The sequence below is a fragment of the Corynebacterium silvaticum genome (assembly GCF_002162115.2).
GTDB classification, from domain to species: domain Bacteria; phylum Actinomycetota; class Actinomycetes; order Mycobacteriales; family Mycobacteriaceae; genus Corynebacterium; species Corynebacterium silvaticum.
On record NZ_CP021417.2, the window covers coordinates 2,250,456 to 2,276,088 of the forward strand.

Annotated in this window: 21 protein-coding genes and 4 pseudogenes; 7 read left to right on the top strand and 18 right to left on the bottom strand. The window is 50.7% G+C overall.

Going from position 1 to position 25,633, the window contains the following annotated elements; all coding sequences use genetic code 11:
* Nucleotides 1-46 precede the first annotated feature (46 nt).
* The 17 genes and pseudogenes from CBE74_RS23150 to CBE74_RS23225 form a co-directional block, all read right to left on the bottom strand.
* Complete coding sequence (locus CBE74_RS23150; RefSeq protein WP_087454607.1) at nt 47-718, bottom strand: TrmH family RNA methyltransferase; 672 nt, start codon at nt 716-718, stop codon at nt 47-49.
* The gene (gene pyrE, locus CBE74_RS23155; protein WP_087454608.1) at nt 711-1,247 is read right to left on the bottom strand and encodes an orotate phosphoribosyltransferase; all 537 of its coding nucleotides are present in this window, start codon (nt 1,245-1,247) and stop codon (nt 711-713) included. Before pyrE ends, CBE74_RS23150 begins: the two co-directional genes overlap by 8 nt.
* 58 nt (nt 1,248-1,305) lie before the next feature.
* Nucleotides 1,306-2,304 carry a type III secretion system chaperone family protein gene (locus CBE74_RS23160; RefSeq protein WP_087454609.1) on the bottom strand — a complete coding sequence of 333 codons (999 nt, stop codon included), beginning with the start codon at nt 2,302-2,304 and terminating at the stop codon, nt 1,306-1,308.
* Nucleotides 2,305-2,314: 10 nt separating this feature from the next.
* Nucleotides 2,315-3,151: a sulfurtransferase gene (locus tag CBE74_RS23165; protein WP_087454610.1), complete on the bottom strand. Its 837-nt coding sequence runs from the start codon at nt 3,149-3,151 to the stop codon at nt 2,315-2,317.
* Nucleotides 3,152-3,551: 400 nt separating this feature from the next.
* A complete protein-coding gene (locus CBE74_RS23170) occupies nt 3,552-5,273 on the bottom strand; it encodes a glycerol-3-phosphate dehydrogenase/oxidase (protein ID WP_087454611.1) in 1,722 nt (573 codons plus the stop codon).
* A gap of 729 nt (nt 5,274-6,002) precedes the next feature.
* Nucleotides 6,003-6,902: a YdcF family protein gene (locus tag CBE74_RS23175; RefSeq protein WP_233426109.1), complete on the bottom strand. Its 900-nt coding sequence runs from the start codon at nt 6,900-6,902 to the stop codon at nt 6,003-6,005.
* On the bottom strand, nt 6,892-7,440 hold the full coding sequence (locus CBE74_RS23180; RefSeq protein ID WP_225871163.1) for a hypothetical protein: 549 nt from the start codon (nt 7,438-7,440) through the stop codon (nt 6,892-6,894). The genes CBE74_RS23175 and CBE74_RS23180 overlap by 11 nt, the downstream gene beginning before the upstream one ends.
* A 136-nt stretch (nt 7,441-7,576) precedes the next feature.
* Nucleotides 7,577-8,536 (bottom strand): SpaA isopeptide-forming pilin-related protein, encoded by a 960-nt coding sequence (locus CBE74_RS23185; RefSeq protein WP_134873842.1) that lies wholly within the window; start codon nt 8,534-8,536, stop codon nt 7,577-7,579.
* A 12-nt stretch (nt 8,537-8,548) separates the two neighbouring features.
* Nucleotides 8,549-8,686 (bottom strand): annotated as a pseudogene (locus CBE74_RS24785) (DUF6923 family protein); the annotation flags it as partial.
* Entirely contained in the window at nt 8,632-9,330 is a 699-nt protein-coding gene (locus CBE74_RS23190; RefSeq protein ID WP_375167325.1) for a DUF6923 family protein, read from the bottom strand. The pseudogene CBE74_RS24785 and the gene CBE74_RS23190, both read right to left, overlap by 55 nt.
* Nucleotides 9,306-10,049, bottom strand: coding sequence for a hypothetical protein (locus CBE74_RS23195; RefSeq protein ID WP_087454614.1), 744 nt, complete (start codon nt 10,047-10,049; stop codon nt 9,306-9,308). The genes CBE74_RS23190 and CBE74_RS23195 overlap by 25 nt, the downstream gene beginning before the upstream one ends.
* An 81-nt stretch (nt 10,050-10,130) precedes the next feature.
* Nucleotides 10,131-10,727, bottom strand: a complete 597-nt coding sequence (locus CBE74_RS23200) for a hypothetical protein (RefSeq protein WP_087454615.1) — start codon at nt 10,725-10,727, stop codon at nt 10,131-10,133.
* 108 nt (nt 10,728-10,835) lie between these two features.
* Nucleotides 10,836-11,270, bottom strand: coding sequence for a hypothetical protein (locus CBE74_RS23205; protein WP_134316209.1), 435 nt, complete (start codon nt 11,268-11,270; stop codon nt 10,836-10,838).
* Nucleotides 11,271-11,335: 65 nt separating this feature from the next.
* A complete protein-coding gene (locus CBE74_RS23210; RefSeq protein ID WP_087454617.1) occupies nt 11,336-11,959 on the bottom strand; it encodes a hypothetical protein in 624 nt (207 codons plus the stop codon).
* A 172-nt stretch (nt 11,960-12,131) separates the two neighbouring features.
* Nucleotides 12,132-13,030: pseudogene (locus tag CBE74_RS23215) on the bottom strand (class C sortase).
* Between the two features lie 196 nt (nt 13,031-13,226).
* A complete protein-coding gene (locus CBE74_RS23220; RefSeq protein WP_225870153.1) occupies nt 13,227-13,538 on the bottom strand; it encodes an LPXTG cell wall anchor domain-containing protein in 312 nt (103 codons plus the stop codon).
* A 135-nt stretch (nt 13,539-13,673) separates the two neighbouring features.
* Nucleotides 13,674-14,795 (bottom strand): SpaH/EbpB family LPXTG-anchored major pilin, encoded by a 1,122-nt coding sequence (locus CBE74_RS23225; protein WP_233426047.1) that lies wholly within the window; start codon nt 14,793-14,795, stop codon nt 13,674-13,676.
* 896 nt (nt 14,796-15,691) lie between these two features.
* Here CBE74_RS23225 and CBE74_RS23230 point away from each other — a divergent pair.
* The 5 genes and pseudogenes from CBE74_RS23230 (at nt 15,692) to CBE74_RS23250 (ending at nt 20,287) form a co-directional block, all read left to right on the top strand.
* Nucleotides 15,692-16,558: pseudogene (locus CBE74_RS23230) on the top strand (class C sortase).
* A gap of 98 nt (nt 16,559-16,656) precedes the next feature.
* Nucleotides 16,657-17,577, top strand: a complete 921-nt coding sequence (locus tag CBE74_RS23235) for an ABC transporter ATP-binding protein (RefSeq protein WP_087454618.1) — start codon at nt 16,657-16,659, stop codon at nt 17,575-17,577.
* Between the two features lie 33 nt (nt 17,578-17,610).
* Nucleotides 17,611-18,249, top strand: coding sequence for an ABC transporter permease (locus CBE74_RS23240; RefSeq protein WP_225870155.1), 639 nt, complete (start codon nt 17,611-17,613; stop codon nt 18,247-18,249).
* Between the two features lie 332 nt (nt 18,250-18,581).
* Complete coding sequence (locus CBE74_RS23245; protein WP_166741045.1) at nt 18,582-19,430, top strand: sensor histidine kinase; 849 nt, start codon at nt 18,582-18,584, stop codon at nt 19,428-19,430.
* A 233-nt stretch (nt 19,431-19,663) separates the two neighbouring features.
* Nucleotides 19,664-20,287, top strand: coding sequence for a response regulator transcription factor (locus CBE74_RS23250; protein WP_087454621.1), 624 nt, complete (start codon nt 19,664-19,666; stop codon nt 20,285-20,287).
* Here the strand turns inward: CBE74_RS23250 and clpB are convergent.
* A complete protein-coding gene (gene clpB, locus CBE74_RS23255; protein ID WP_087454622.1) occupies nt 20,284-22,833 on the bottom strand; it encodes an ATP-dependent chaperone ClpB in 2,550 nt (849 codons plus the stop codon). The two genes, CBE74_RS23250 and clpB, sit on opposite strands and share 4 nt — an antisense overlap.
* Before the next feature lie 222 nt (nt 22,834-23,055).
* Here clpB and CBE74_RS23260 point away from each other — a divergent pair.
* Nucleotides 23,056-23,861 (top strand): annotated as a pseudogene (locus CBE74_RS23260) (ABC transporter ATP-binding protein).
* A gap of 5 nt (nt 23,862-23,866) precedes the next feature.
* Nucleotides 23,867-25,453, top strand: coding sequence for a transporter (locus CBE74_RS23265; protein ID WP_087454623.1), 1,587 nt, complete (start codon nt 23,867-23,869; stop codon nt 25,451-25,453).
* The last annotated feature ends 180 nt before the right edge of the window (nt 25,454-25,633 follow it).

The window sequence follows — 25,633 nt, forward strand, 5'->3', positions numbered from 1 at the left end:
GGCCGAACGGAACATTTCCCCAATACTAGACAAAAGCCTTAGCCAGCTACCATGCTTTCCCCAGATCGGCGTGTTGCCTTATCCATGCGTGCATGGCTATTCCGGCGGCAACACCAGCGTTGATCGAACGTGTCGAGCCAAACTGCGCAATAGAACACGTCATCAACGCCCCCTCTTGCGCCGCTTGGGTCACCCCCGGCCCTTCCTGACCAAAGAGCAGAAGGCATTTTTCCGGCAGCTCGGCAGTCTCTAAGGGAACGCACCCCGGCGTGTTGTCTATAGCCACGATTGTAAGGCCTTCCGCCAACGCCCAGTCGACCAGGGGCTGCGTGTCTGGGTGGTGCATAAGGTGCTGGTAGCGGTCGGTGACCATTGCGCCACGACGATTCCACCTGCGCCGCCCCACAATGTGCACCGTGTCTACGGCAAACGCATTGGCGGTGCGTACGACAGTGCCAATGTTCGCGTCGTTTTCAAAGTTCTCAATCGCGATGTGCAGGGCGTGGCGCCGGGTATCAATGTCCTTGATAATTGCGGGCCGTGACCAATAGCGGTAGGCGTCGACAACGTTGCGACGATCCCCCGCTTCCAGTAGCTCGGGATCATAGTGGGGCTCGGCGGGCAGGGGTACACCGGGGTGTTCTTCTGCCCACGGCCCAACCCCATGCAGGCCCTCGCCCCACTCTGTGGGACCCGGCGTGGAGGTTGCGTTAGACAAGCCCTAGATCCTCAAGCCCGATGAGGTAGCGGTACTCCAGCCCCTCGGCAGCAATAACGTCGGCCGCACCAGTGGCGCGATCCACGACGGTGGCCACGCCTACTACCTCGGCACCGATTTCCCGCAGCGCAGCAACTGCAGTAAGCGGCGAGTTTCCGGTGGTTGTGGTGTCTTCCACCACCAGGACTTTCTTACCCACCACATCGGGGCCTTCGACGCGACGCTGCATGCCGTGCTTTTTAGCTTCCTTGCGCACAACAAAGGCGTCGATTGCGCGACCTTCAGCGTGCATGACGGAGGTGGCCACGGGGTCAGCACCCAGGGTGAGTCCGCCGACGCACACATAATCCCAGTCTGCGGTGAGTTCGCGCAGCAGCTCTCCGATCAGGCGTGATGCACGGTGGTGCAAGGTAGCCCGACGCAGGTCAACATAGTAATCGGCCTCTTTGCCGGAAGACAGCGTGACTTTTCCGTGAACAACGGCGAGCTCTTTGACCAGTTCCGCTAGTTCTTTTTTTCTTTGCTGCATTGATAGACATGGGTGCGGGAGTTCTCCTTAGTTTCAACTGCCGTTGGGCTTTAGCTACTTAGTTTAGAGGGTCGGTTCCGAGTTCCTCGGTGAGGTCCTCAAAGATCGTGGAACCTTGGCTGAGATCGCGCAGAGCGCGGGTTCCGTTATAGCGTTGCGTCTTTGGTTTATCGCCCTTGGCTATGGCTGCGACATCGTCACCGCCGACAGGCCGCGGTTCAACCACCCCTCGTGCTTGGGCTGTGGCGCGAGTTGGCAGCGGAACAGGATCTTCTTTGCGCGCAACCATGGGCAGAACCGGCACCGGATCTTCCGAGTCGTCCTCCTCCGTCTCCGGGGCATCCGGCATGGGCCGGGTGGGGTCGCAGTCCGTGAAATCCACTGGCTGGGTAGCGCCGCTTCGTGGCGGCAGGACCCGTGCTGCGTCGGCAAAGAGCGCGAGAGGCTGGATGAGCGCGTCCCAGTCCTCGTGGGTGGAGCCGCGTTCGAGCTGGGCTAATACCCAATCAGATTCCTCCCACACCACTGACACTGCGCTGGGCATATCGGCGAATGCTTTATCCACTCGCTCGTCCAGCATTCTTTCGGTAGCGCCTTGGTCGTTGCTGTACAGGATGAATCCCTCAATGCGGCTAACCTGCATTAAGTCTTCCGCATCTTCTTGTGCTTCTCGACGCGCCATCACAACCACATCCGAGGTAGCAGCGCGGCGCAGCGCCATCACGCTCACCTCGCCCAATTCCATGAGGTGCATCTCATATCCCCCGGCGATGCCGCTTACTACGTCGCGGGCAACCGCACCTTCCGCGGCCACTCCCCTGCTCCATTCGTCGGCAAGAAAAGCGTCCTCTTTGGTGTAATCAAATCCATGGGATTCAGCCCACGTCTTCTTTTCCTTCCGGCTCCCCCTAGGTATAGCCGCAAGCTTTTTCGACGGCCCACCTTTCTCCTCCGCGTCTGCGTTCTGTTGAACGGTGGTTGTCCGACGACGTGAAAGGTCAAACAACCACAGCCCGACTCCAAGGAGTCCCACAATTCCGGCGAAAAGAAATAGCATGGCTTAAAGCCTAGCGCGCATCTCCATGTTCAACAGGGTTCTTGGGATCTGCCGCCCATTGCGACCATCCACCCACATAATGTCGAGGCGTTCCCAGACCCGCAATATTCATAGCAATGATTGCTTGCGCCGAATGGTTGCCAGAACCCGAGTAAACGATCACATCATCCGCGCTGGTAATCCCCACAGCAGCAAACGCCGCACGGATTTCCTCCGGGGTTTTAAACAGACCCTCCTGGGTAAGCAGATCTCGGGAAGGAATATTGACTGCTCCGGGGATATGACCTGCTTTAAGATCAAGCCGTTCTTTGCGTCCAGCAAAACGATTAGCCTCGCGGGTATCCAGCAGGATCCCGGTGTGGTTCTTCACGTCCTCAATGGTTGCGGTGGGCATGCTGCCCAGCTCCGGCTCGATGGTGGAATACATCCGCGGGTTACCGGGACCGCCCAACGTCTCATATCCTGCAGCCTCCCACGCTTTCTGACCGCCGTCCAGGATGACCACGTCGGGAACGCCCGCCCACTTGAGCACCCACCAGGCGCGCGCGGCAAAAAGGCCACGGTGGTTGTCATACACCACAACCTGACGGTCATCTGTGAGACCCCAGCGGATAAACCAACGGTCCAGAATGTTCTTGGTGGGAAGCGGATTGCGACCCAGCTTGGAGCTTGGCGCAGAAGCCAAGGCAAATGCTGTGTCGCAGTAACGCGCGGTGGAAATGTGCTCTGAATTGAACTGCGCGTAGCCTCCGCCTTCGTGGGGCGACCATAGGCTGGCAAGAATGATGTTATTACTGCCGGTGTTGATTCGCTGCGCAAGCTCCTCAACGCTAATTGTGATACCCATACCCAAAAGTCTAAGGGCCGTCGCAGTTTTTCGCTTGTTTGATACCCCAAACGCGTTCCTACGGCGCTGAACAAAATCTACCTATACAGCGGAAACGCTCAGTGTGTGTTTTTGAACTAGGTTCCGCAGCTCGGCCATAGCTTGCCTATAGCGCACTCAAAATTAGCCCGCTTCACCTATTTACACTTTTAGCACCTTTAGCTTAGTATTTACTTAGGTTTGTAAGTGAACTCCGACACTTACAAACCGCCATACTTTCACCGGCGGTGTTGCGCTCATGTCCCCCACAGACCCCAGAAAAAGGAAAGACGCGGCACTATGAAACTGAAACCAGTTTCATAGTGCCGCGCGCTGGGATAGTAGCCCACAGCAAGGATTACTATACCCCACTTCCGCCAATTTATCCCTCAACGTCCAAATTTACTTTGGAACGAGTTTGCGTAGCGGTGGTCATAATCGTGTTCGCTTCAACATCCGTTAATGCTTTTTCTGCAGCTAGTTCAGCATTTACACGATCAACGAATCCCGAAATCTCTTCTTCAACGCGCGCGTCGTCCCACCCTAAATATGGGGCAATGCGTCGCGCCACGCCATCCACAGCACCCACGCCTCGGTCCGCGTATTCCATGCCCACACGCAACCGACGCAGCAGCACATCTTCCACATGCAAGGCCCCCTCGTCGGTGACTGCGTACAGCACCTCAGCCCAGCAATAGCCCTCGGCCCCCTCCACAGGAGTGAGCAACTGCGGGTCTTCCAACCCTGGGGCTAGCACGCGTTCGCACAACGAGCCATATCGGCCCAGGAGGTGGGTTATTAGCTGCTCGTCCACACCATACTTAGCCGCCAGCATCGGCGCCTGATTAACCAACGCATGGTATCCGTCCGCGCCCACGATAGGAGTGCGTTCAGTCACTGAATCCGGAGCCTTGATCTTGGATTCCTTGAGAGCCACGTCTACCGCATCTTTACCGATCACCCGGTACGTGGTGTACTTTCCGCCAGCCACGGAAACCAATCCCGGGGTCACCACAGCCACGGCGTGGTTACGCGAGAGATTCGTCGTAGCGTCAGACTTACCGCTGAGCAGCGGGCGCAATCCGGAGAAGACACCCACGATGTCGTCATACCCCAGCTGCCTGCTTACGCGCTGATTAACCTGAGACAGCACATAATCAATATCGGCACGCGTGGGAGCTGGGTCCGGCTTGGATAGATGCTGATCCCAGTCAGTGTCTGTGGTACCGATGATCCAATAGTTGCCCCACGGAATCACAAACAGCACTGACTTCTCGGTAACAAAGCACAGCGCTGCGTCAGCGTCGAGCTTGTCCTTCTCCACCACGATATGAATACCCTTGGAGGCATGCACAGAGAACTTGCCCTGCGCACCGGCAAGTTTTTCTACCTCGTCATTCCACACGCCCGTGGCGTTGATGAACACCTTGCCGCGGACTGTCGTCACCGCACCGGTATCGGTATCGCGCACCTGCGCTGCAACTATCCGGCCGGAAGCGTCTTTATCAAAGCCCACCACCTGGGTCGATGGACGAACCACCGCGCCATAGTGCGCCGCCGTACGCAGCACCATCATGGTGTGGCGAGCATCGTCAACAAGGGTGTCGTAATAACGGACACCACCAACGATGGCATCGTTACGCAGCCCCGGTGCGACTTTTAACACACCTCCGCGCGTGAGGTGTTTTTGCATGGGCACGCTCTTCGCCCCACCCATAAGGTCATAGAGGGTGAATCCGCCGAACATCATCACGCGCTCCCAGAGGCGGTGCGTCAGCGGGAAGATGAATTTTAGAGGCTTGACCAGGTGCGGCGCCAGGACAGACATATTGAGTTCGCGCTCGTGGAGGGACTCTGCGACGAGTTTGAAGTCCAGCATCGCAAGGTATCGCAAGCCTCCGTGGAACATTTTCGACGATCGCGAGGATGTGCCGGCAGCAAAGTCGCGGGTTTCCACCACGGCAGTACGCAGTCCTCGTGTTGCAGCATCGAGCGCCGCGCCAGCACCCACGGAGCCGCCACCAATGATGACAACGTCGAAGTCTTCTGATCCGAAACGATCCCAGGCCTGATCAAAAACCTGAGGATTAAATGACATGCTCATACCGATCAATGCTCCTTCTCTGGCTTGCCTTGAGAACAAACCACTAGCGCACCGCGATGGAAAGTAGCTCTTAACACACGCCGCGTTCCCCCCCGCTGGTGCTTGTAGTTAATGCCTTATGGTCCCCATACTAGGTATGTCTCCGTATCACTGTTTTGAAAATAACGTGATTGCGAACACCAAATTTTTTTCCAACGCTTCTACCAGCATTTATACAAAAAATAAAATATACGCTAGCGTAGGTTTTTTGTTTTAAATCACGCTGAGCAAAGAAAAATAGGGCCCCATCCTGGGCAGGGCCCCATCCTGGGCCTCAAAAGTCAAAAAGCAAAAAATAGAAGGTAGCCATAATGACCACCTTCTATCCCCTGCAGAGCAGATACGCACCGCCTTGTTCCCAACCTCTTATGCAAATGCCGAAGACGCCCCTCGCGCCGACCCCTCAAGAGGTGTGACCTGCCCTTACGAGTGCACATAGGAAACACCCATTAGGTAAGGACAGGCCAAACCATAGGTCAGGCAGGTTGCATAGTGCGGTTAGGCCGGCACTTTTGATCTGCCCAAGAAGAACTATAGCTACAGTGTCAGAGATGCACAAGACACTTTCCAAAGTTTAATTAAAACTTTTCACCTGGAAATAAAATTATCCCTTTGAACAGCGCTTTCATGACATAACCGCCCAGGTACCCCCCACCCCCATAATGGTCTTTTTCGCCATAATTCCGGCGGTCAGTACAACCCCCGCCCACCGATCAGAGCCATTCCCACAGAAAAAATCCCGAGTAGTACTGCATGGAATTTCCAGTTAAACACCATGGATGCCACAAACTCGCGCAAAAAGGCCGTAGGAACGTAGTACAGAGCCGTAGGAGCGCCGTAGGACTCCCAGTCAACGCCCAGGCGTCGGGCAAGCGCCCCGGCCCGCATGGAGTGGTAGTTACTGGTCACTATTGCCACCTCAGCATCCGCGCCGAGCTCATCATCCATAAGGGCTTTACTAAAACGAATGTTTTCTTCTGTCGTCGTAGAACGATCCTCTGAGTAAATCGTGAACTCACCAGACGCATGTTTTTCAACATAACGCCGCATGGCCTCGGCTTCCGGGATCGGTTCATCCGGCCCCTGCCCGCCCGAGCACACAAATGTTTTTGCCCCTACCTCGCGGGCCAAATGAATCCCTCGATCAAGCCGCGACGCTAGCAGCGGCGTGACTATTTCGCCCCTGATTCCGCTTCCAAGCACAACCACCGCGTCATAGTGGGGAGCGCGCGGCCAGCGCCCATAGATCACCGCCTGAAGCGTATAAGCCGCAAGGTTGAAGCCCACGTACCCCACGACCCCGATGTACCAGACCGCCAATAAGAAGAAGACCTGAAAAATAGGCTTATTACCGAATACCTGACCACTGCTAAAAAACAGGCTGTTGCCAAAAACAAAGAAATAGACGAGCAGTGTTCCCAATCCAGCAAGCAGTGGTAGCGAATGCACCAGCGAGATCCCCTCGCGCTTCATCAAAAAGTAGTTATTCACCAGCATCGCAAACGCCATGCCGAACACTAATCCGATAACAAGCACGATCACGCCCAAACCAGCTAGAAGCCCCAAAGCTTGGTCGAACTCAAAAAGCACGTTGGTCAAAACGATCCAGAAAAAAGATGCTGACCAAAAGGATCATCCCACTATACTGCCGCCTCCGGTCCTTTAACAACCGGTATACCGCCCACCCCAGCAACAATGCCCCCAGAACAAGGTACGTGATATTCAGAACCATGATGCCTCTCTGCATAAGCTTCTCGATGCCCACATAAACCCATGCAACGCATAGCAGGGCTTGCACACCACTATGACACAGACCATCCCCACCGTAGTTTTCCCCCACCACAGGCTTCCCCAGAAACCAAGCACTATTACTTGCTGCCACCACTACCGCAAAAAGAAAAAAGTGCTGGTCAGCTTTTAAAAAACTGACCAGCACTCTCCCAGCTAGTATATTGAGGGGGAATACTAGCTTTATATCAACTGGTTGCGATACCTCTACAGCATAACCCATAGTCCAACGGAGCGGTACTCGAATCGTTTTTACTAAGCCTAAGTACCCCCGAACCAATATCAAGGTTTTATAAACACAGGAAACTTGACGATTTTCCTCAAAATCATCAAGGCTCAAGAGTGCTTAAAATACCCCCACTACCTTGCCATGTATCGTCAAAATTGCATTATCCGAGACGGTAAACAGTTGATTCCTTTTACAAAAAGCCTGGCGTGTTTGCACAACACACCAGGCTTTAAAGCAATACTCTCCGCTATCGCTTTGTTTTAAATCGAGTCCTCATCGCACCAAATATTACTAGCGTTGCGCCTAAAAGAACGATAGGTACAACTCCATTACCACCAGTTCTCGGAAGATCTCCCACCATAACGTCAGCTACGGGGATTGTGATAACACCATCTTGATAGACAATTTTTTCCTGCAGCACTGGGAACGTATCTTTTTGCTCGGGGAAAACCAACTTGACCTTTCCGTCCTTATCGGATTCCACCCTTAATAAGATAGGTCGTGACAAAAGGCTGTATCCCTTAGGAGATTGGGTCTCCACCAAGAAGTATGACTTGCCCGGAGTAACCGTAGCTTCGCCCAAAACTCCTTTATCCGTAGTTACAATCTCTTTCCCCTCAGAAGACGGGGACAAAGAACCATCCGGACCAGCAACTGCTTCAAAAAGCTTAAAAGCAGCGTTTAGAGGCACATCTTGGCTCGATTCATTAAAATCAACTTTTTTAATCCGAATAGTGACGTCCTTGTTCTCACATTCCGCTGTGGAACTATTATTTCCAGAATTCGGATCATTCTCGTTACCAATAATTGACGCAGTATTTTCTACACAACCTGGAATTGATCCTGTAGGAACTTTAGCGCTGATTTCGACCCATGTAGATTGACCTGCGGGGAGGGGACCAAAAGTCGCCTGCAAATAGATCCGCTTCGGATCTATTTGGCTAGGACCTTGGTTAACAGATACCTGTACGTTCGGAGGCGTTTTTATCTTAAGATCTGTAAACCCTGCAGGGATCTCATCATTAACCAAGAAACCGGAGCTTCCGTTGGAAGCGCTCTTGTTAAAGACATCAATCCGCCAAGTCATTCTTCCAGCGGCTTGATCCTCACCAAGATAAGTTTTATTAACTTCTAGATCAACATCGATTGGGACTAACCCGTTACTCGTGCCATTAGTATTATAAGCAGCAGGAGTTGTGTTATCCAATGATACAAGTTCAAATGTGGGATTAGCTGAATCAGGATTTGTGACTTTGAGCTGTAAGACCGTACTTGAAGAACGGCTACTCGAAGTACCAAACCCTAAGTTTCCATTTCCATAGGTCCACGCTTTACCCCATTGATGCCCCGTAGGAATCGACTGACCAGAAGCTGTCTTATATATCCAGTGATATCCCAGGTTTTAATGAAGCCAGTGCTCATATCAATTCGTTCTAGAACAACTCGGCCGCTGGCTGCCCATCCATTTTTTATGCCCCAGGCATAATTTCCCTGTGAAAGAGCAGACGAAAGTATGGCGTAATCCTCAGACCTAGCACAATAATTTTGCTCGTCTTTTCCACAGGTTGTTGCTGTATTTCCTGTGGAAGTTGCGACTCGTTTAGCAATATCAACTTTGTACAGATGTCCACTTCCGGACAAAGAACCATTGGTAACCCAATACTCATTGTTACGGTCAAAGAAACCTACGTTCACTCCGCCCCACAGGTCATTTGGCCATGGGCGATTGTATCCGCCGGAGATACCATAAGCAGGAGAATTCGGTGCTGTAATCTTCCCGAGGTTATGCACTGCACCGGTTAACGGATCAATCTGAAGAAGATGCCCCGCCGGGAAGCATGGGTCTTCAAGAGTCACTATTTGCAGGCGTTTCTTCCCCGTAGCAGTTGTTCCAGCCTCTACAAAGTGGTATCCCACTCGGCCTTGAGAAACAGCATATAACCAATTGTCACTTGTATTGTACGCAAGTGCGTTAATTACCCAGTCGGTTTGTTCTCCGATTTTTTAAACGACGTGCCCGCGCTCTCCTGATAATAAAGTTGGGAGAAGTTACGAGACTGACTATTAGGAGTACTTGCGGTTACATAAACGGTATTACCACGAGCTTTTTCTTCTTCAGTCAAAACGCGTGCAGGTTTCCGAGCAACCGAACGCGATTCGTTTCCGTTCCAAGGCATTGCCAAACCGCGATCATCAATTGGGCGATCTATCTCGCTACATACAGTAGGCATAGGTGCTTCTTTGCCCACGCCGAGGAAGGTGATATTACAATCAGTATAAGTAGTGCCGTATCTTGCGGTATCCGGAATAACAACACTAACTCCTTCAAGCTTACGTAACGGTGCTTCAGGAGTGAGAGTTAGTGTAAGCGTCCGCTCGTTGATTTCAGTGGTAAAGCCAGTTCCATTAGTGCGGCTTCCAAAAGAAGCTTGCAACAATATCTTTGGATCCGAAGGATCCGGAAGCGGAACTCCGTCTGGAATACGTACAACGACTTTAGAAAGAGATCCTTGCTCCGATGGGTTTGCGCTAATACGCAGCTGATTTCTAGCTGTCACTTTGCAAAGCAAGTATGGCTCTTTGGCCAAAGGATACAACCCAGAGTTGCCCTCTTTTTGGTCTGGCTCTGTGTTCGTATTTTTTGGTGTCCACAAGGTTAGAGAACCAGTAGCTTGCTGGTTTCCAACCCAGCGGCCCGCTGCTTCCACACGGCTGCCCACAGGAATATCTCGAAGAGTTTTGAATGTAAAGAAGACGGTATCGCTGTCTACTCTTAAATCATATTGCGAGGGATCTACAAGCTAGCCTGCATTTTTTAGAGACCAACCTTCGGTGCCTGTAAAACCAGGAACTTCTACCTGTACTTTTATCTCTTTGGTTAGCTCAGCTCCTTGCTTTTCTGTAGAGATAGTTAGTATCTCTGAGTTCAAAGAAGCTACAGAGTTACCGCTACCTATTGTTTGAAGATCTGGTGTAGGCGATACCTCAGGCAAAGAAGAACTGCCTGCATTAGTAACTGTTCCATAAAGTTGAACTCCACCAGGATTTCCACTGATGTACCCGGTACTACCAGGAATTTGAGAATAAATACCGCTTGAGCCCTTCAAACGCATAGTTATTTTTTGACCTTGAACTACGCTCTGTGGGATAGAGAGTTGTGCTGTAAGCGTATACGCGCCGTTCCCCGCATTCACCGGAAACGTCTCAATGGATTTCCCATCTACTAATATTTCGAGAGTAGTAATTCCATTCGGGATCGGCCCATCAAGCGCTAGACCTACTTTTTCAAGCCGAGCTTGAGGCTCTCCCACAAATACATCAAAATCCGCATAGCTCTGCCCACTGCTAGCAGGCACTTTAGTGGTAGCTTGTGTCCCCTTCAGATTACCCGGCGCCATAGGGGTCTCTGTAGTTTGAGAAGGGGCCTGTAAGGCAAGTGGGGCGACACTCCGTGGCTGAATGGTTGGTACGAGGGTCGACGTCGCGTCCCCGACAGTCCCTAGTATTTACGCACTCCAACCAGAATCTTTCACAGAGCCGATTACTTGAACTTCAACACTGGTTTCTGCGGAGACAGAAATTTCTGCGAATGTGGCAGTAAGAGAATATGGTGCAGTTGCGCCAGCGCTCCAATCGACGTTAGGTACTTTTACGCCATTTATAAACAGAGCTAATTGTGTGGCATCCGTACTAAATGCTGTTTCTTGCTCGGCTGCTGAGACTGTTACCGATTCAATTACTGCGTCCTCCAGTATGGGAACCTGTATCTTTCTTGAATAATTCAAATTATCCACAGAAGAAACCGATACAGAACCTGTGGAGATACTTTCTTGAGCTCGCGCCAATGGTGCAAAGTTAATTACCGTTATTCCTGCTAATAAACCAAGCATTATAGAAACAGTCACCATGAAACGTAAACGCAAAAATGCATTCTTGCTCACCAGTTTTTCTCCTAAGGCTTTATTATGTGATGAGGGCATACGACCGTTGGTCCCAATCCAATGCATTATTTCCCCTCCGTCTTTTTACGACGCGCCAAGATCAACAATGTGAATCCACCTAGAATCAGCACTGAAGCAGCCATAACCAGTCCTAAAACTGCGGCTCCAGTCATAGCCAAAGGCTCTGCAAGCTTCCCTGGAGCAGGCGAAGGCGAACTTGGCGAAAAGGTAGGGGCAGGCGGCGATGGTGGTGTATTCGTTGGGATGTTAGGAACTGGTGGGAGAATATGAGGCTCAAACTTAGCTATAAGCAAAACATCATAATTCCACTTATCATTTTGTCCTGAAGTCGGGATAACAACTACCATCTCTTGCGGCTTTGGATAGTAAAAAGAAGAGTCAGTGGGAGGCTGCGCAACCACCAGACATGCACCAGGCTTGAGTCCCGGAAAAGCAGCAATACCTTCGTTATCTGTTGTCGCAGTATATTTTTCTACAACAGCTAACTTTTTCGCATTTTTTACAGAAAGTTCTGCTGCTTTTTTATATCCCTCAATAGTATTAATCGGATCAGTATCTAATAAGCTGATCTCAATTTTATAGTTGGAGACTGAACAGTGAGGTTTATGACTCCGTAAGTCAGTGTCATATTTATCTACTAGCGGGATCTTAATTTTCAGGTTAACCAATCTATCTAGCTCGATTGTTGTTGGATCCTGACTATCATTAAAGCCAGTAATGGCAGCAGCAGCTTTCGGAACGTAACTTGAAGCAATTGGGGAAAAGCCAGTGTGCTCAGTGACATAAGTGAAACAGCAACATAGACAACTGAACTGCGTAGGATATGCGATTTCAAAATATTTAGTCTTTCTTATTTTCCAGCGCTTCAGCGTCGTGATTTCGCTGCTTCAACAGCCACCAAGCCAAACCAATAGAACAAATAATGAATGCGGCGATTAATACATACATCCACCATTGCCAGATCATTCCTTGACTTTTTCCAGTTGTAGAGTCTCAGAATTCGTAATGGGTACTTGATATCCTCGGACAAGAAGACGGTGAGTATTGATCCCATAGGGAGTGCAAGTAATCAATGTGACATAGTCTTTTCCCGCAACAGGGACAAGATGCTCAGTCTTATTCGGTAAAACAATTTCAATCTGATCAACTATGTATTTAATTTTGTGACCAGCGATTTGGATGAAGAAAGCATCCCCTTGCTTTACGTTTTTAAGATTGTCAAACAAAGTCGCATTCGGAAGGCCTGTATGCCCTGTTAACACCGAATGCGTTCCTGATCCTCCAACAGGAAGATCCGAACCAAAAAGATGACCTACCCCTTTTTGTAGAGTTTCGTCAGACGTTCCATGGTAAATCGGGAGGTCCGCTTTCATGCTAGGAATGACGAGACGCCCCATAGCATCTTGCGAATTGATCTGTTTTAGATAAGCATTAAAATCTTTATTGTCGGCAGTAATTCTGCCAATCCATGGGTCGAAAATAGGACCAGTAGTCCGCCCCTCATTATATTTATGAGCGCGCTCCCACTCTTCGTCTTTAATTTCTTGCGGTACCGATTTTTGAAGCTGGGAATACTCCTGCGCAGCCTTAAGTTGTCCCCAGTTGTTCATTTGCGTAGAAACAACTGGATATATCATGACGATAAGCCCCACGATCATCAATGCCACAGGTATGAAGACATTTTTCTTTCGAATGCGGGGTTGCTTTGAACCTAACGGTACCGTGTCTACATTAACCACGTTTGTTCCCAATCGTTTAGCAGACTCATGTTCAAGGCTGCGCAGGAAAACTACCGTAGAAACCCAGAATATCTATCTGGGAAAATACGGAATCAACACTTATACTTTTAGAAACCACTGATCGACATAACAAGCACTGCGACCAGCGAAAATCTAGCCGACCTTAGTTCCCTAAGGTCGGCGTCACAACCAAAAATTAGTTATTTTGGCTGGAGTTACGGCGTGCAAACCATGCACCAGCTGCGACAATCGCTGCACCTATTGCAGCCAAAATGCCAACACCAGCACCACCAGTTAGAGGAAGCTGCGGAGTGGTGTCATCGATGTTTACGACTTCACCATCAACATCTCCAACCTTGACAGAAGCAAGCTTGTACTCACGATTTTCGGGGGTTGCACCTGATTCCGCTTTAAGCTGGAATGGGATGGCTTTCGACAGGAGCTCTTTCCCCTTGGGCGCTTTTGTTTCTACTATGCAGTAAGTGCTTGGCGGGATCGACCACAGCATTATCTGCAAAATCGTTTACATGTAGTCCAGTGATCAGAACTTTTCCGTCTTCCCCAGAAGTGAAAAATTGAGAAACTTTTCCGTTCTGAAGTCCTTTCACAGAGGAAGCTTCAATACTCTTGGTATCTTTTACATTCACATCTTCACAAGTTTCGCTAGCCGAACGAATAAGCCTAAACTCAGCTCCGGATAGCCCCCGTGTTCCTTATCCACTTTCTTGAACTGCACGCCACCCCAATAAGTGCGAACTGTAGGCGTTGGAGTTCCTGTCGTATCCTGCTGGCCTCCTGGCTTATTCTGATATACGGTAGCTGAGTTTTCTACTTTCAAGTCCTCGATAGAACTTAGAACTTTAGTCGTAATTGTTACAGAAACCTTCGCACCTGTAACAAGCTGAGACAATCCCTTAGCAGTCAACTTAACGTGGACATTATTCTCCGTAAAAGTTGGGTTTTCATAGCTGTCTTTGTCAAGCTCAACGTCTCCCAAGAAAACTTTTACATCCGTGACTTGAAGCTTTTTATCAACCTGGTCAGCAATCTCAAATTGAGTTAACTTTTCGCCTTCTGCCAACCGACGTACGGTTCCAGAAACTGTATAAACTACTGTGTCATCAGCGTTTTGGTCTTTATCTTCTACTGCTTTACTTGGCTTTTCTTCTTTGAAGTTTTTAGGGAAAGCATGTACGTCATAATTCCACTTAACGCCTTGATTGTCTCCTGAATTTCCTTCAGTCATTGGAACATACGCAACAAAAGGAATCGCAGGAGTAGGAGTATATCCTTGCAGTGGGCCTGTCTCTACTACAAGGTAAGCCCCCAGCGGAAGGTCTGATAGAACTATTTTTCCATCGCGTGTTGTTTCTTTTTTGATCTGGGTTACTTTGCCAGAATCAACAACGCCTGCGGTTACATAATCAGCGGCTGTCTTTTTAGTTGCCGCTGCAATTCCACCATTTGTTGTCAAATCAATATCTTTTATTTTATAGATAGTAAACTCCACGCCATCGAGCTTTTCTCCACTAATACTTTCCGCATCTTTGATGGTTCCAGTGGGTGTTCCAAGGCGTTCCAGGTCGGCATACTTATGAATGGTTAGCATACCCTTTAAATTCGGGTTCACTAGAGGGGAATCCGAAGCTGTGGCAGCAGCAGCCACAGGCTCTTCCGCAAAAGCAGCCGGCATAGAGAGGGAAAGTGAGAGGCCGGCAATCGCAGCAACAGCCGCAGTACGCGTGGTACGAGAGAACTTATTCAAGACGATGTCTTCCTTAGATTGAGAGCGAACACTTTTGCTCGCAGACACTGCGAATTTGAGCAAATTGTCGAGACCATACCTTTCTATTTTTTAATAGATAAGTTCTGCTCACAGCGTTTTTCATCAAGAAACGCACATTTGCTAATCGCGTAATGGCATCTTAAGCACTCATCCAGAGACAAAAGAAGCGCATTACCCAATTCGCATGTGCCACAGTCGCAGATAGGTGACATCGCAACAAATCGGAAAAATTTTCCCGATTTGAGCACCACCAAGCAGATATGCAAAAAATTAGAGAGAGTCAGAAAATCCCTGAAAGATAGCTGTCCAAAAGAATGTTCCACACCCGAAAGGTTAGGTTTTTTCCGAATTGGGATACAGCAAAAGCATGCTTCCCCCCCCCCCGCCAAAGCAAAGCTTTTTAGGGTAAAACTTCTCAAATTGGCAAAATTTTGACATTTTAGTGACTTTAAACACTGGTAAAGGGGGCGTTTTCCAAAAGGAATCCACCCCCCTAGGTATAAAAAATTCCTAACAATATCCTCCCGCCCAGACCCTAAAGCTTCGCATTTTCCGAGATCAGATGCGAAAAATTTCACTAAATGTGCCGTTTTTAAAAATGTTTATTTTTCAATACGACATGTTTAGCCGCATGGCAACCACACTTCTGAAACAACCACACCAGCAACTCATATTATCCACCCCCTAAATTAAGCATTAAAATACATTTCATATAGATAATCTATATATTGAGGGTTTTGTTTAGTTCGTTGTTGCACAAGCACGCCTTCCCCATATTGTCCGGTTTCTTTATTTCATCGTTTAGCCCTAAGTTGAGTAGAAACATTGCTGCCACGATTATTTCGAATTGGCTTCAGCCCCAAGAGAGCTACTTCATGAACCAAAAGCTGGACACAACTTCCACTAACACCCCACCTCGAAAAAGAGGAAATGCAGCACTAGCTGTACTTATCATTCTTGTTGGACTGGGAGTGCTCCTTTATCCTGTCATCGCGACGCAATGGAATAACATCATCCAGCAGCAAGCTGCAGACGCTTATTCCAAGTTAGAAAAGAGTGTTCCGGCAGAAGTTCTTGATACTGCTTGGGAAGAAGCCCACCGTTATAACGCTGAGCGATCCCAAGGCCCAATCCTGGATGCGTGGGCCTCGCGTAGGGCAAAGGATAACGAGCCCTACCAGGAATACCTTCATAAACTCCATGAAACCGACGCCATGGGACGCATCATTATCCCTTCCATTAAGTCGGATTTACCTATTTACCACGGAACTTCTGAGGAGTCGTTGCAGCGTGGCGTTGGCCATCTGTTCGGAACCGACTTACCGGTGGGAGGCGCTGATCGGCACTCTGTGCTTTCTGCACATACCGGACTGCAGAACGCTACTTTGTGGGACAACCTCAACAAGGTCAAAGAGGGCGACGCCTTTTATATCGCTGTTGCTGGACACAAACTTAAGTATCAAGTTGACCGCATAAGTGTAGTTCTGCCTGAGGAGACAGACGCGCTCCAAAGGGCTGAGGGACAAGACATCATCACTTTGGTCACGTGTACGCCGTACGGGATCAACACGCATCGTCTTCTAGTTCATGGGCATCAAGTACCCATGGATCCGCAGGAAGAAAAGGTTTTTGAAGACGGTTCAGGAATGAACATGCAGTGGTAGATGTGGGCAATTCTTGCAGCTGCCGTGCTCATCATTCTCTTGCTCATCGTTTGGTGGCGCAAAAACTTTAGCAAGTAGATAGAAATGACATTTGTCATGCTCTTTTATGCATCAAATAATAAGTTCGATGACAAAACATATGGTGTGAAATTTAGAGCTTTGGCAATGTTCACTGCATGAGCGAACTGCAGAATACACCTGTCGTGAGTGTCGAGAAGCTTACGCGCTGTTATGGAAAAAACAACACTAAGTACCAGGCCGTACGGGGTGTAGACTTCCACGTTTATAGTGGTGAAGTTTATGGGCTCCTCGGCACTAACGGCGCAGGAAAAACCTCTACTTTGGAAGTCGTCGAAGGATTGGCCCCAGCGACTTCCGGGACCGTGCGCGTGTTTGGAAAAGATCCTTACATAAACCGAGCTGAAGTGTGTCCGCACATGGGTATTATGCTCCAATCAGGTGGCTTACCCGCTCAGCTCACAGTTGGAAAAACCATCAAAATGTGGGCAGGTACTTGCTCTCAGCCTCAAGATCCCAACAGTGTCTTATCCGATGTGGAGTTATCTCACCGCAAAGAGATCAAAGTTGGAGTTCTCTCAGGAGGTGAACAGCGCAGGCTTGATCTAGCATGTGCTTTATTAGGCAATCCATCTTTGCTCTTCCTAGATGAGCCGACTTCGTGCCTCGATCCAGAATCACGCCATAATGTGTGGAATTTGTTGCTCAAACTGAAAGAGCGCGGCGTAACGATGATATTAACTACGCATTATCTAATAGAAGCTGAGACATTATGTGACCGCATCGGGATCATGAATGTTGGGAAAATAGCGTGCGAAGGCACACTACCGCAGCTCACCAACACCGTATCTGCAGAAATTTCTTTCAGGACTCAGCAACAACCACCCGAGATCCCAGACACCACCCTTTTGTCGAAGCTAAATCATCACACTATCTTCACCAATTATCTTCAGAAGGATACCCATAAGATTCTCCAATGGGTTAGTAAAAATCGTATCGAGTTACAAGATTTTTCTGCTTATCCTGCCTCTTTAGAGAAGGTATTCCTCAACATTGCGGGTACTGGCAGCCCTGATTAGTCAAAACTAGCCCATTCCATACAAAGGAAAACAATGAGCAATAACATACCTTTATCAGTGAACCCTGCCCATCTTATTCCACCACGTGGCAGCTCAAGATGGAGACGATACAAAGCCCTCGCACAAGCAGAAATACGTCAGTATTTACGAAATAAAACCCTGCTGTTCATGGCAGTGGTCTTCCCTATAGGCGTCGGATTTTTGATGCAGTTTTTAGGGAGTGGTGATACCCCAACGCGCATTAAAACAGCAATTTCTATGGAAGTTTTCTTTCTCATCACTCTAATGTTCGTGCAATTTTACGCAGTTCTATCAATGACTACCACCCGCAGAGACGAACGTGTTCTCAAGCGATTACGTACAGGCGAGACACAAACTCCTGAAATTTTAGCCGCGCTAGCTACTCCCGGCGCGATTATATCTCTATCGCTTACGGGACTAATGCTAATAATGTTGATTTGGTATACCAATGCCGTTCCCTACACAGTATTTATATTATTCATTGCTATAAATCTTGGCATCGTCATTTCCACAGCTTTTGCGCTATTAACCAGCGCGATCACATCTACCGCAGAAGCAGCTCAGCTGACGTCACTACCTGTCATGGTCCTCGCGATGTTATCGCAATCGTCACTTCGTGCAGCTATGCCCAACGAGTTCAAGATGTTCTAGGACAAACCCCCTTCGCATTGATTAGTGATATAGCTTTTACAGAGTGGACTGGCACCCCTTTCAAAACCATATCCGAGCTCTCGGGCAAAGAAAGTCTTTCTTTACTCGACGCATTCAATACGTCTCTATCCTCAATCGGCGCACTCCTGATATGGGCGTTGTTCCTTACGTGGGCTGCATTCCGGTATATGAGCTGGGAAACGAACCGCTAAATAACGCGCGGCCAGTTTGAAAATATGTGTAGGTTATTCAAAATGAGTGAAAGCGATAAGTTTTCAATTTATGTGCGGGGCTCTATGCACATATGTCTCGTTATCCTTGCAGTGTTCTGTATGAAAACTGCAATTTGGTGGAACTCGCTCAACCAATATTTAAGCTCCTTTGATTTAGGTTCACTACCACCCGCACTCTTCTTTATCGCAAACGTGTCTTGCGCTGCAGTCGTAATCGAACGGACCCCTGCGCTTCGTACCAGTGTTGCTCGGCCACTTTCGCAAGTGCTTCCACTTTCTCTAGCAATAAACATAATCACGTTATGTATCAGCACTGCTGCAATAAGAATTACCGCAATATCACAATCGCTGTCTGATGATTCTTTACGCACATACGCAGGAGTTTCATTAGTCGCTTTATCGTGTTTCTCATTCGCTATTGCCATTAATTTAGCTCAACCAATGCGGTACACGCTAGTGTTTGGGGTGCTCACGGCAGTGTACATCAAACACCCCACTTTTGAGCATCAGAGCTATATTGTTGTTTTTGCTCTGGTGCTTGTTGCTGGGAGCAAAGCCACAGCATGGTCTACTCAAATCGTGAAGCAGCTCAATCGGACACGTGAGCTTGAGTCGCAACTCCGAGTCCATGAAGAGCGCCTACGCTTTGCACAGGAGCTTCACGATAGTTTAGGGCAGCGCATTGCTGCGTTGTCTCTTAAAACTCAAATTGCTCTAGCTTTGTATAAGAAAGATGAGCATAAAGTATCCGCTGAACTACACGAATTAGAAAAATTGATTCAGTTAATGCGGGAAGATTTACATCAGGTAGTTACTGGGTACCGAACCTTATGCCCTGAGGAGGAACTAAATTCAGCACTCTCTTTGTTTAAATCCACAAAAGCTCTCGTTCATGTTAGAGGAAAATGCAGTCTCATTCCCCCGCACTGCAGGCAAATAGCTGCATGATTTATCAAGGAATCCACTACCAATATCATGAAGCACTCTGTTGCTACGAAGATTCAATTTGAAATCTCACCGATGTCGATCACCATAACTAACAATGGAGTCTCAAAACACATGGGTGCATTTGGCGGCATAGAGTCGTTGCAAGAACGCGCAAGCAAAATCCACGGTCAGATTCGTCTCAGCCACCAAGGTTCCGTTTTCACTGCAGCCCTCTTTTGGAAGGATACAAAAGCATGATCACACTGGTCATTGTGGATGATGAACAACTTATTGCTTCATCATTAGCAACGCTTCTCAGCCTCGAAGAAGACCTTGATGTCATCCATACTTTTTCTTCTGCAGAAGACGTACTCAGTTGGTGGAAGAAAACTCAAGCGATGCATGCGCCACTTCCAGATGTATTAGTCACTGATTTACAGCTCGGAGGCATCGATGGCATGGAACTCGCCAAAAACATCAATAAGCTTTCACCCCAAACGGCTCTAGTCATCGTGACAAGCCACTCACGCCCTTACCAACTTAAAAGAGCCCTCGCTTCTGGAGTGCAAGGGTTTTTACCTAAGACTGCGACCGCAAAAGAATTTGCTGATACGGTTCGCTCCGTCTACTCAGGAAAACGGTATATCAACCCTGAATTAGCTGCAATGACTATTACCGCAGCAGATAGTCCGCTAACAGAACGTGAAACCGAAGTTATCGAAGCCGCAGGAAAAGGCGGATCTATAGAAAGCATCGCCGAGGAAGTCTTCCTTGCCCCTGGAACAACAAGAAATTACTTATCCTCGGCGATGTCTAAACTGGGTGCCCACAATAGATTTGAGGCACACCTTAGGGCTCGCGAAGCCGGTTGGATTTAGCCCTTCGCCAGCTCCAAAGCCCCGCCGCCATCGGCCACATCCACGTGCACGGTGTCGCCGTCGCGGATCTCACCTGCCAGCAGCTTCTTGGCCAGCTGGTCGCCAATCGCCTGTTGGATCAGGCGGCGTAGTGGCCGCGCGCCATAGGCCGGCTCGTAACCGCGTTCAGCCAGCCACAGTTTGGCAGCATCCGAGACGTCCAGAGTGAGGCGACGCGCCGAAAGGCGGTGTGCCAGCTGAGCGATCTGGATGTACACGATGTGGGTCAGCTGCTCTTCTGAGAGTGGATCAAAAATCACCACGTCGTCCAAGCGGTTAACAAATTCTGGTTTAAAGGCCCGCTTCACCGCATCCATCATCTGCTCGCGGGTGCCACCGGCGCCCAGGTTAGAGGTGAGGATGAGGACGGTGTTTCGGAAATCGACGGTGCGACCTTGGCCGTCGGTAAGCCTGCCCTCGTCGAGTACCTGCAGCAGGATGTCAAAGACGTCGGGATGAGCCTTCTCCACCTCGTCGAAAAGCACTACCGTGTAGGGACGCCGGCGCACGGCCTCGGTGAGCTGGCCGCCCTGATCGTAACCAACATATCCGGGAGGGGCACCAACCAGCCGAGCCACGGAGTGCTTCTCCCCGTACTCAGACATATCGATGCGCACCATCGCACGTTCATCATCAAACATGAACTCAGCCAAAGCCTTGGCCAGCTCCGTCTTACCCACACCTGTAGGGCCGAGGAAGAGGAACGAACCAGTCGGACGATTCGGATCAGCCACACCAGTGCGCGCACGACGCACCGCGTCAGATACCGCCTCCACGGCCTCCAGCTGACCCACCACTCGGCTGCCCAGCTCGGATTCCATGCGCAAAAGCTTCTCAGTCTCGCCTTGGAGCATCTTGCCCGCGGGGATACCAGTCCAGGCAGACACGACGTCCGCAATGGTGTCCGGGGTGACTTCCTCCGAGAGCATAGTGGTGTCAGTGGTATGAGACTCAGCCTCAGCCACCTGCTTTTCCAGCTCCGGGATTCGGCCATAGCGCAGCTCAGCTACCTTGCCATAGTCGCCCTCGCGCTCGGCGATCTCGGACTCAGAACGCAGGTGTTCCAATTCCTCCTTGGCCTCGCGCACCTTATCTATTGCAGACTTCTCATTATTCCAGCGGGCTTTGAGTTCACCGAGCTTCTCGCGCTCGTCGGCAAGCTCCTGGCGCAACTTCTCCAAGCGCTGCTGCGAAGCTGCGTCCGTCTCCTTGCCCAGCGCGACCTCTTCAATCTCCAAACGCCGCACGATACGCTCTAGCTCGTCGATCTCCTGCGGGGAAGAATCGATCTCCATGCGCAGCCGGCTAGCGGCCTCATCGACCAGGTCGATCGCCTTATCCGGCAAGAAACGCGACGTGATATAGCGATCCGAGAGGGTAGCCGCAGCAACCAATGCAGAATCCTGAATGCGCACGCCATGATGCACCTCATAGCGCTCTTTGAGTCCGCGCAAGATACCGATAGCGTCCTCCACGGACGGCTCACCGACAAAGACCTGCTGGAAACGACGCTCCAAAGCGGCATCCTTCTCGATGTACTTGCGATACTCATCGAGGGTCGTGGCACCCACCAAGCGCAGCTCGCCACGAGCCAACAGCGGCTTGATCATATTGCCGGCATCCATAGCGGAGTCGCCGGTAGCGCCCGCGCCAACAATGGTGTGAAGCTCATCAATAAAGGTAATGACTTCGCCCTCTGCTGCCTTGATCTCATCAAACACAGCCTTGAGGCGCTCCTCAAACTCGCCACGGTACTTAGCACCAGCGACCATCGAACCAAGGTCAAGGCTAATTAGGGTCTTCCCCTTCAAAGATTCTGGCACATCGCCGGCGACGATACGGCGAGCCAAGCCTTCTACAATCGCGGTCTTACCCACGCCCGGCTCACCAATAAGAACCGGATTATTCTTGGTGCGGCGGCTCAGCACCTGGACCACACGACGAATCTCCGAGTCACGCCCAATAACAGGGTCGATCTTCCCCTCACGAGCGCGAGCCGTAAGGTCAGTGGAATACTTCTCCAAAGCCTGGAACTGCCCCTCAGGGTCTTGGCTAGTCACCTTCTTGCTTCCTCTCACAGATGGAAACACACCTTTAATAACGTCATAGGTAGCGCCTCGCTTAGTCAGCAGTTCCGCAGCGTCGGACTTACCCCGAGCAATCGCAGCGAGCAGCACCTCAGTGGACACATACTCATCGCCTAATTCGCCAGCCAGCTCCTGCGCAGCGGTCAGCGCGTTCAAAGCCTCGCGGTTAAAGTTGGGATTTGCCATCCCGGAGCCCTCAGCCTTGGGATACCCTGCCACAAGCGCATTGGCCTCCTGAGCCGCCACCTGCGGATCCACGCCTGTAGCGCGCAGGACCGGCACTGCAATGCCGTCCTCCTGGCCTAAGATCGCCGCGAGTAAATGCGCTGGGCGAATATCCGGGTTGCCCAGGGACGAGGCCTGCTGCAGCGCGACCTGCAAGGCCTCCTGCGTTTTAGTTGTTGGATTGAATGAACTCATATTTTTCCTTTCATGGACCTTATGTTCTGTAACCACCGCCTATCGCCCACATCGGAGCTTTGTCGGTGCGTTGTGAATCTCTAGTCATTTACTCCAACGTACACAAAGTTGAGTTTGTTCCACTCAAGTCAAAATTTTTTGAGCCGGGGCGACTCAACTTTCCATGGATGGATATCCCCCACCCACGCCTCTTCCCATAAAACCTCAACTATCTTTGTATTCATGACCTCTCACACGCCTCATCTCCCGCCACTCAACGCCGACCCCACGAGCCAAGCCTTTGCTGTTCGTGGAATGTTTAAGCAATTCGGCCCAAAAGTTGCAGTGGATAATCTCAGCCTGGACGTTCCTTACGGCAGCATCTTCGGCCTGGTTGGCCCCAATGGTGCCGGCAAGACAACGTTGATTAGCCTCGCCACAGGCCTCCTACGCCCCGACGCCGGCCAAGCATGGATAGCCGGCAGCGATATGTGGGCCAATGACATCGCGGCTAAGCAAAAATGGGGCTGCTTGCCGACGGCATCCCCGTCTTCGACCGCCTCAGCGGCCCGGAGTATCTCGAATTCCTCGGCGGCCTGCGTAACATGGATCCCGAGGTGATCGCAACCCGATCTGCGGAATTGCTCCAGACTCTAGGCCTTAAAGACGCCGGCGATACCCCAATCACGGATTACTCCGCCGGCATGACCAAGAAAATCCTGCTGGCAGGTGCGCTGCTCCACGCGCCAAAGCTGCTCATCCTAGACGAGCCACTAGAAGCCGTAGACCCCGCTTCTGGACGCACAATCCAGCGAATCCTGCGAAACTTTGCCGCCAACGGCGGAACCGTCATCTTGTCCTCACACGTGATGGAGCTTGTAGAAGGCCTCTGCGATCACCTAGCAATTATTGACCACGGCCGTGTGCTCACCATGGGCAGCGTCGACGAGGTTCGGCAAGGAACCAGCCTGGTGGACGCGTTCATCGATTTCGTGGGTGGGGATGCTGTATCTTCCGACTCACTCGACTGGCTCAAGAGTGGGGAGTAAGCCCCATGACATCGACATTAGTGCGGCTACACCGCAAACTACACTCGCGCCTTTTTAAGAAAAATCCCACGGCCATCATGATGCTCATCCTGGTCAGCATCTACGCTCTCGGCGGATTGGCAGGCACCTCCCTCCTCCTAGTCGTAGCAATCGAAGCCCAAAGCTGGAGCGCCCTACCGCTCATCCTCGGGATAGGATGCCTAGGCTATTTAGTGATCGAATCGGCCATCCCGAGCGGCGAAAACCAGATCGACGTGCGCACGCTAGCCTCTCCCCTCGAGGCAAAGCAGATCCTGCCGGCGCTCGCCATTATCCCCTTGCTCACCTCCCGAGGTGTCCTCGCATTAATCTGCGCTGTGGTGACGGCGGTCGTCGGCACGCTTATGCTTCCGGGAGCATGGGGACTGCTATGGAGCGTCGCGACGCTCATCAATACCGCCGCAGCCATCCTCCTCCTAGCCGAACTACTCAAGGCGGCAATCAGCGGAGCCAGTCGCGCCAATAACGATAAGAAAAACATGATAGGCGTGGTTGTGGTATTGCTCATTATCCTGGGGTTCAACCAAATACGCTGGGACAATGTCTCCCCGGAGACTCTATCCCCTGCCGGAGAAGTTCTCGGCTGGCTTCCCATCGCATCCGCCGGAGGCGCTGTTGCCTCACTGCTTGCTGGATCTGCGTGGTGGATCGTCGCAGCAAAAATTCTGATCACCGTGGCAACATTTGCGGTAGGAATACTGAGTTGGAAGGCACTGGTTTCCGGACATCTCAAGAACCCCAACGGCACCTCACAGGCCTCAGCAAAACCCGCCAAGGCCAAAAAGGATAAGGGGCAGCAGACCCTGCTTGTGCCCGGCGCGCCCCACACCGCCGGCGGATACATCTACTCCCGCGCAATTCGGTACTACCGACGCGACAGCCGACTCCTCGGGACGCTCATCATACTTCCGGTCATGATCGCTTTCTTCCTCTTCAAGGCCCTGACCGGCCAGCCTGAGTTGCTCTACATATCCATTTTTATCCTCGCTTTACTGTGCGGCATGTCCGCAGCCAATGATTTTGGTTACGACGGCTCCGGCATTTGGTCGATTATTGTCTCCGGAACACCCGTCAAAACATGGATACGCGCACGCCACCTCGCAGCCATTACCCCACCAATGATTTTCTACATCTTTACTGCGGTTTTGAGCCTTATCCTCGCCCCGGATACACCACTCGCATTACTTGCTTTCATTGCCAGCCTGGGCGCATTCCTTAGCTCGGCAGCGATCGGACTGCTTTTCACCTCTTTCAACGCATTCCCCACAGCCCCTCCCGGCACCAACCCATGGACCGATAAATCCGGCTACTCAGGTGCCGCCATGCTCAGCAGCTTCGGCTCCCTGATAGGCGTGTGGTTCCCGCTAGCACCTGGCGCGATTCCGCTGTTCATCGGATACCTCAACTCCTCCCAGACACTCATGATTATCGGGGCGATTCTCGTCATTGCCGTCCCGGCAGCCGTCTACTATGCAGTGCAGGTGCTGTGCATTAGACGCGTAGAGAAGAACATTCCAGAGCTATTTAACAAAGTCGTACACTGGGTGAGCTAAACACCCAATCCCCCCAAGGCTGTTGCTCATTGCGAGTAGCAGCCTTTCTTCATGCTCGCACAAACATGAAATTGTCCTTTGTCCCACAAAGCTATATATTTACTCCGTTCACAGCGAACGCTAAGTTAACCATTCCCTGTGGCACTGTATAGCGCTCGCGTGTTTTTTATTCACATCCCC

Coding starts and splice junctions, on each gene's coding strand:
- pyrE (WP_087454608.1), bottom strand. CDS start 1,247: ATGCAGCAAAGAAAAAAAGAACTAGCGGAACTGGTCAAAGAGCTCGCC.
- CBE74_RS23240 (WP_225870155.1), top strand. CDS start 17,611: ATGAGCAATAACATACCTTTATCAGTGAACCCTGCCCATCTTATTCCA.
- CBE74_RS23235 (WP_087454618.1), top strand. CDS start 16,657: ATGAGCGAACTGCAGAATACACCTGTCGTGAGTGTCGAGAAGCTTACG.
- CBE74_RS23160 (WP_087454609.1), bottom strand. CDS start 2,304: ATGCTATTTCTTTTCGCCGGAATTGTGGGACTCCTTGGAGTCGGGCTG.
- CBE74_RS23200 (WP_087454615.1), bottom strand. CDS start 10,727: ATGGCGCCGGGTAATCTGAAGGGGACACAAGCTACCACTAAAGTGCCT.
- CBE74_RS23220 (WP_225870153.1), bottom strand. CDS start 13,538: ATGCTGTGGTCGATCCCGCCAAGCACTTACTGCATAGTAGAAACAAAA.
- CBE74_RS23165 (WP_087454610.1), bottom strand. CDS start 3,151: ATGGGTATCACAATTAGCGTTGAGGAGCTTGCGCAGCGAATCAACACC.
- CBE74_RS23265 (WP_087454623.1), top strand. CDS start 23,867: ATGACATCGACATTAGTGCGGCTACACCGCAAACTACACTCGCGCCTT.
- clpB (WP_087454622.1), bottom strand. CDS start 22,833: ATGAGTTCATTCAATCCAACAACTAAAACGCAGGAGGCCTTGCAGGTC.
- CBE74_RS23250 (WP_087454621.1), top strand. CDS start 19,664: ATGATCACACTGGTCATTGTGGATGATGAACAACTTATTGCTTCATCA.
- CBE74_RS23245 (WP_166741045.1), top strand. CDS start 18,582: ATGAAAACTGCAATTTGGTGGAACTCGCTCAACCAATATTTAAGCTCC.
- CBE74_RS23170 (WP_087454611.1), bottom strand. CDS start 5,273: ATGAGCATGTCATTTAATCCTCAGGTTTTTGATCAGGCCTGGGATCGT.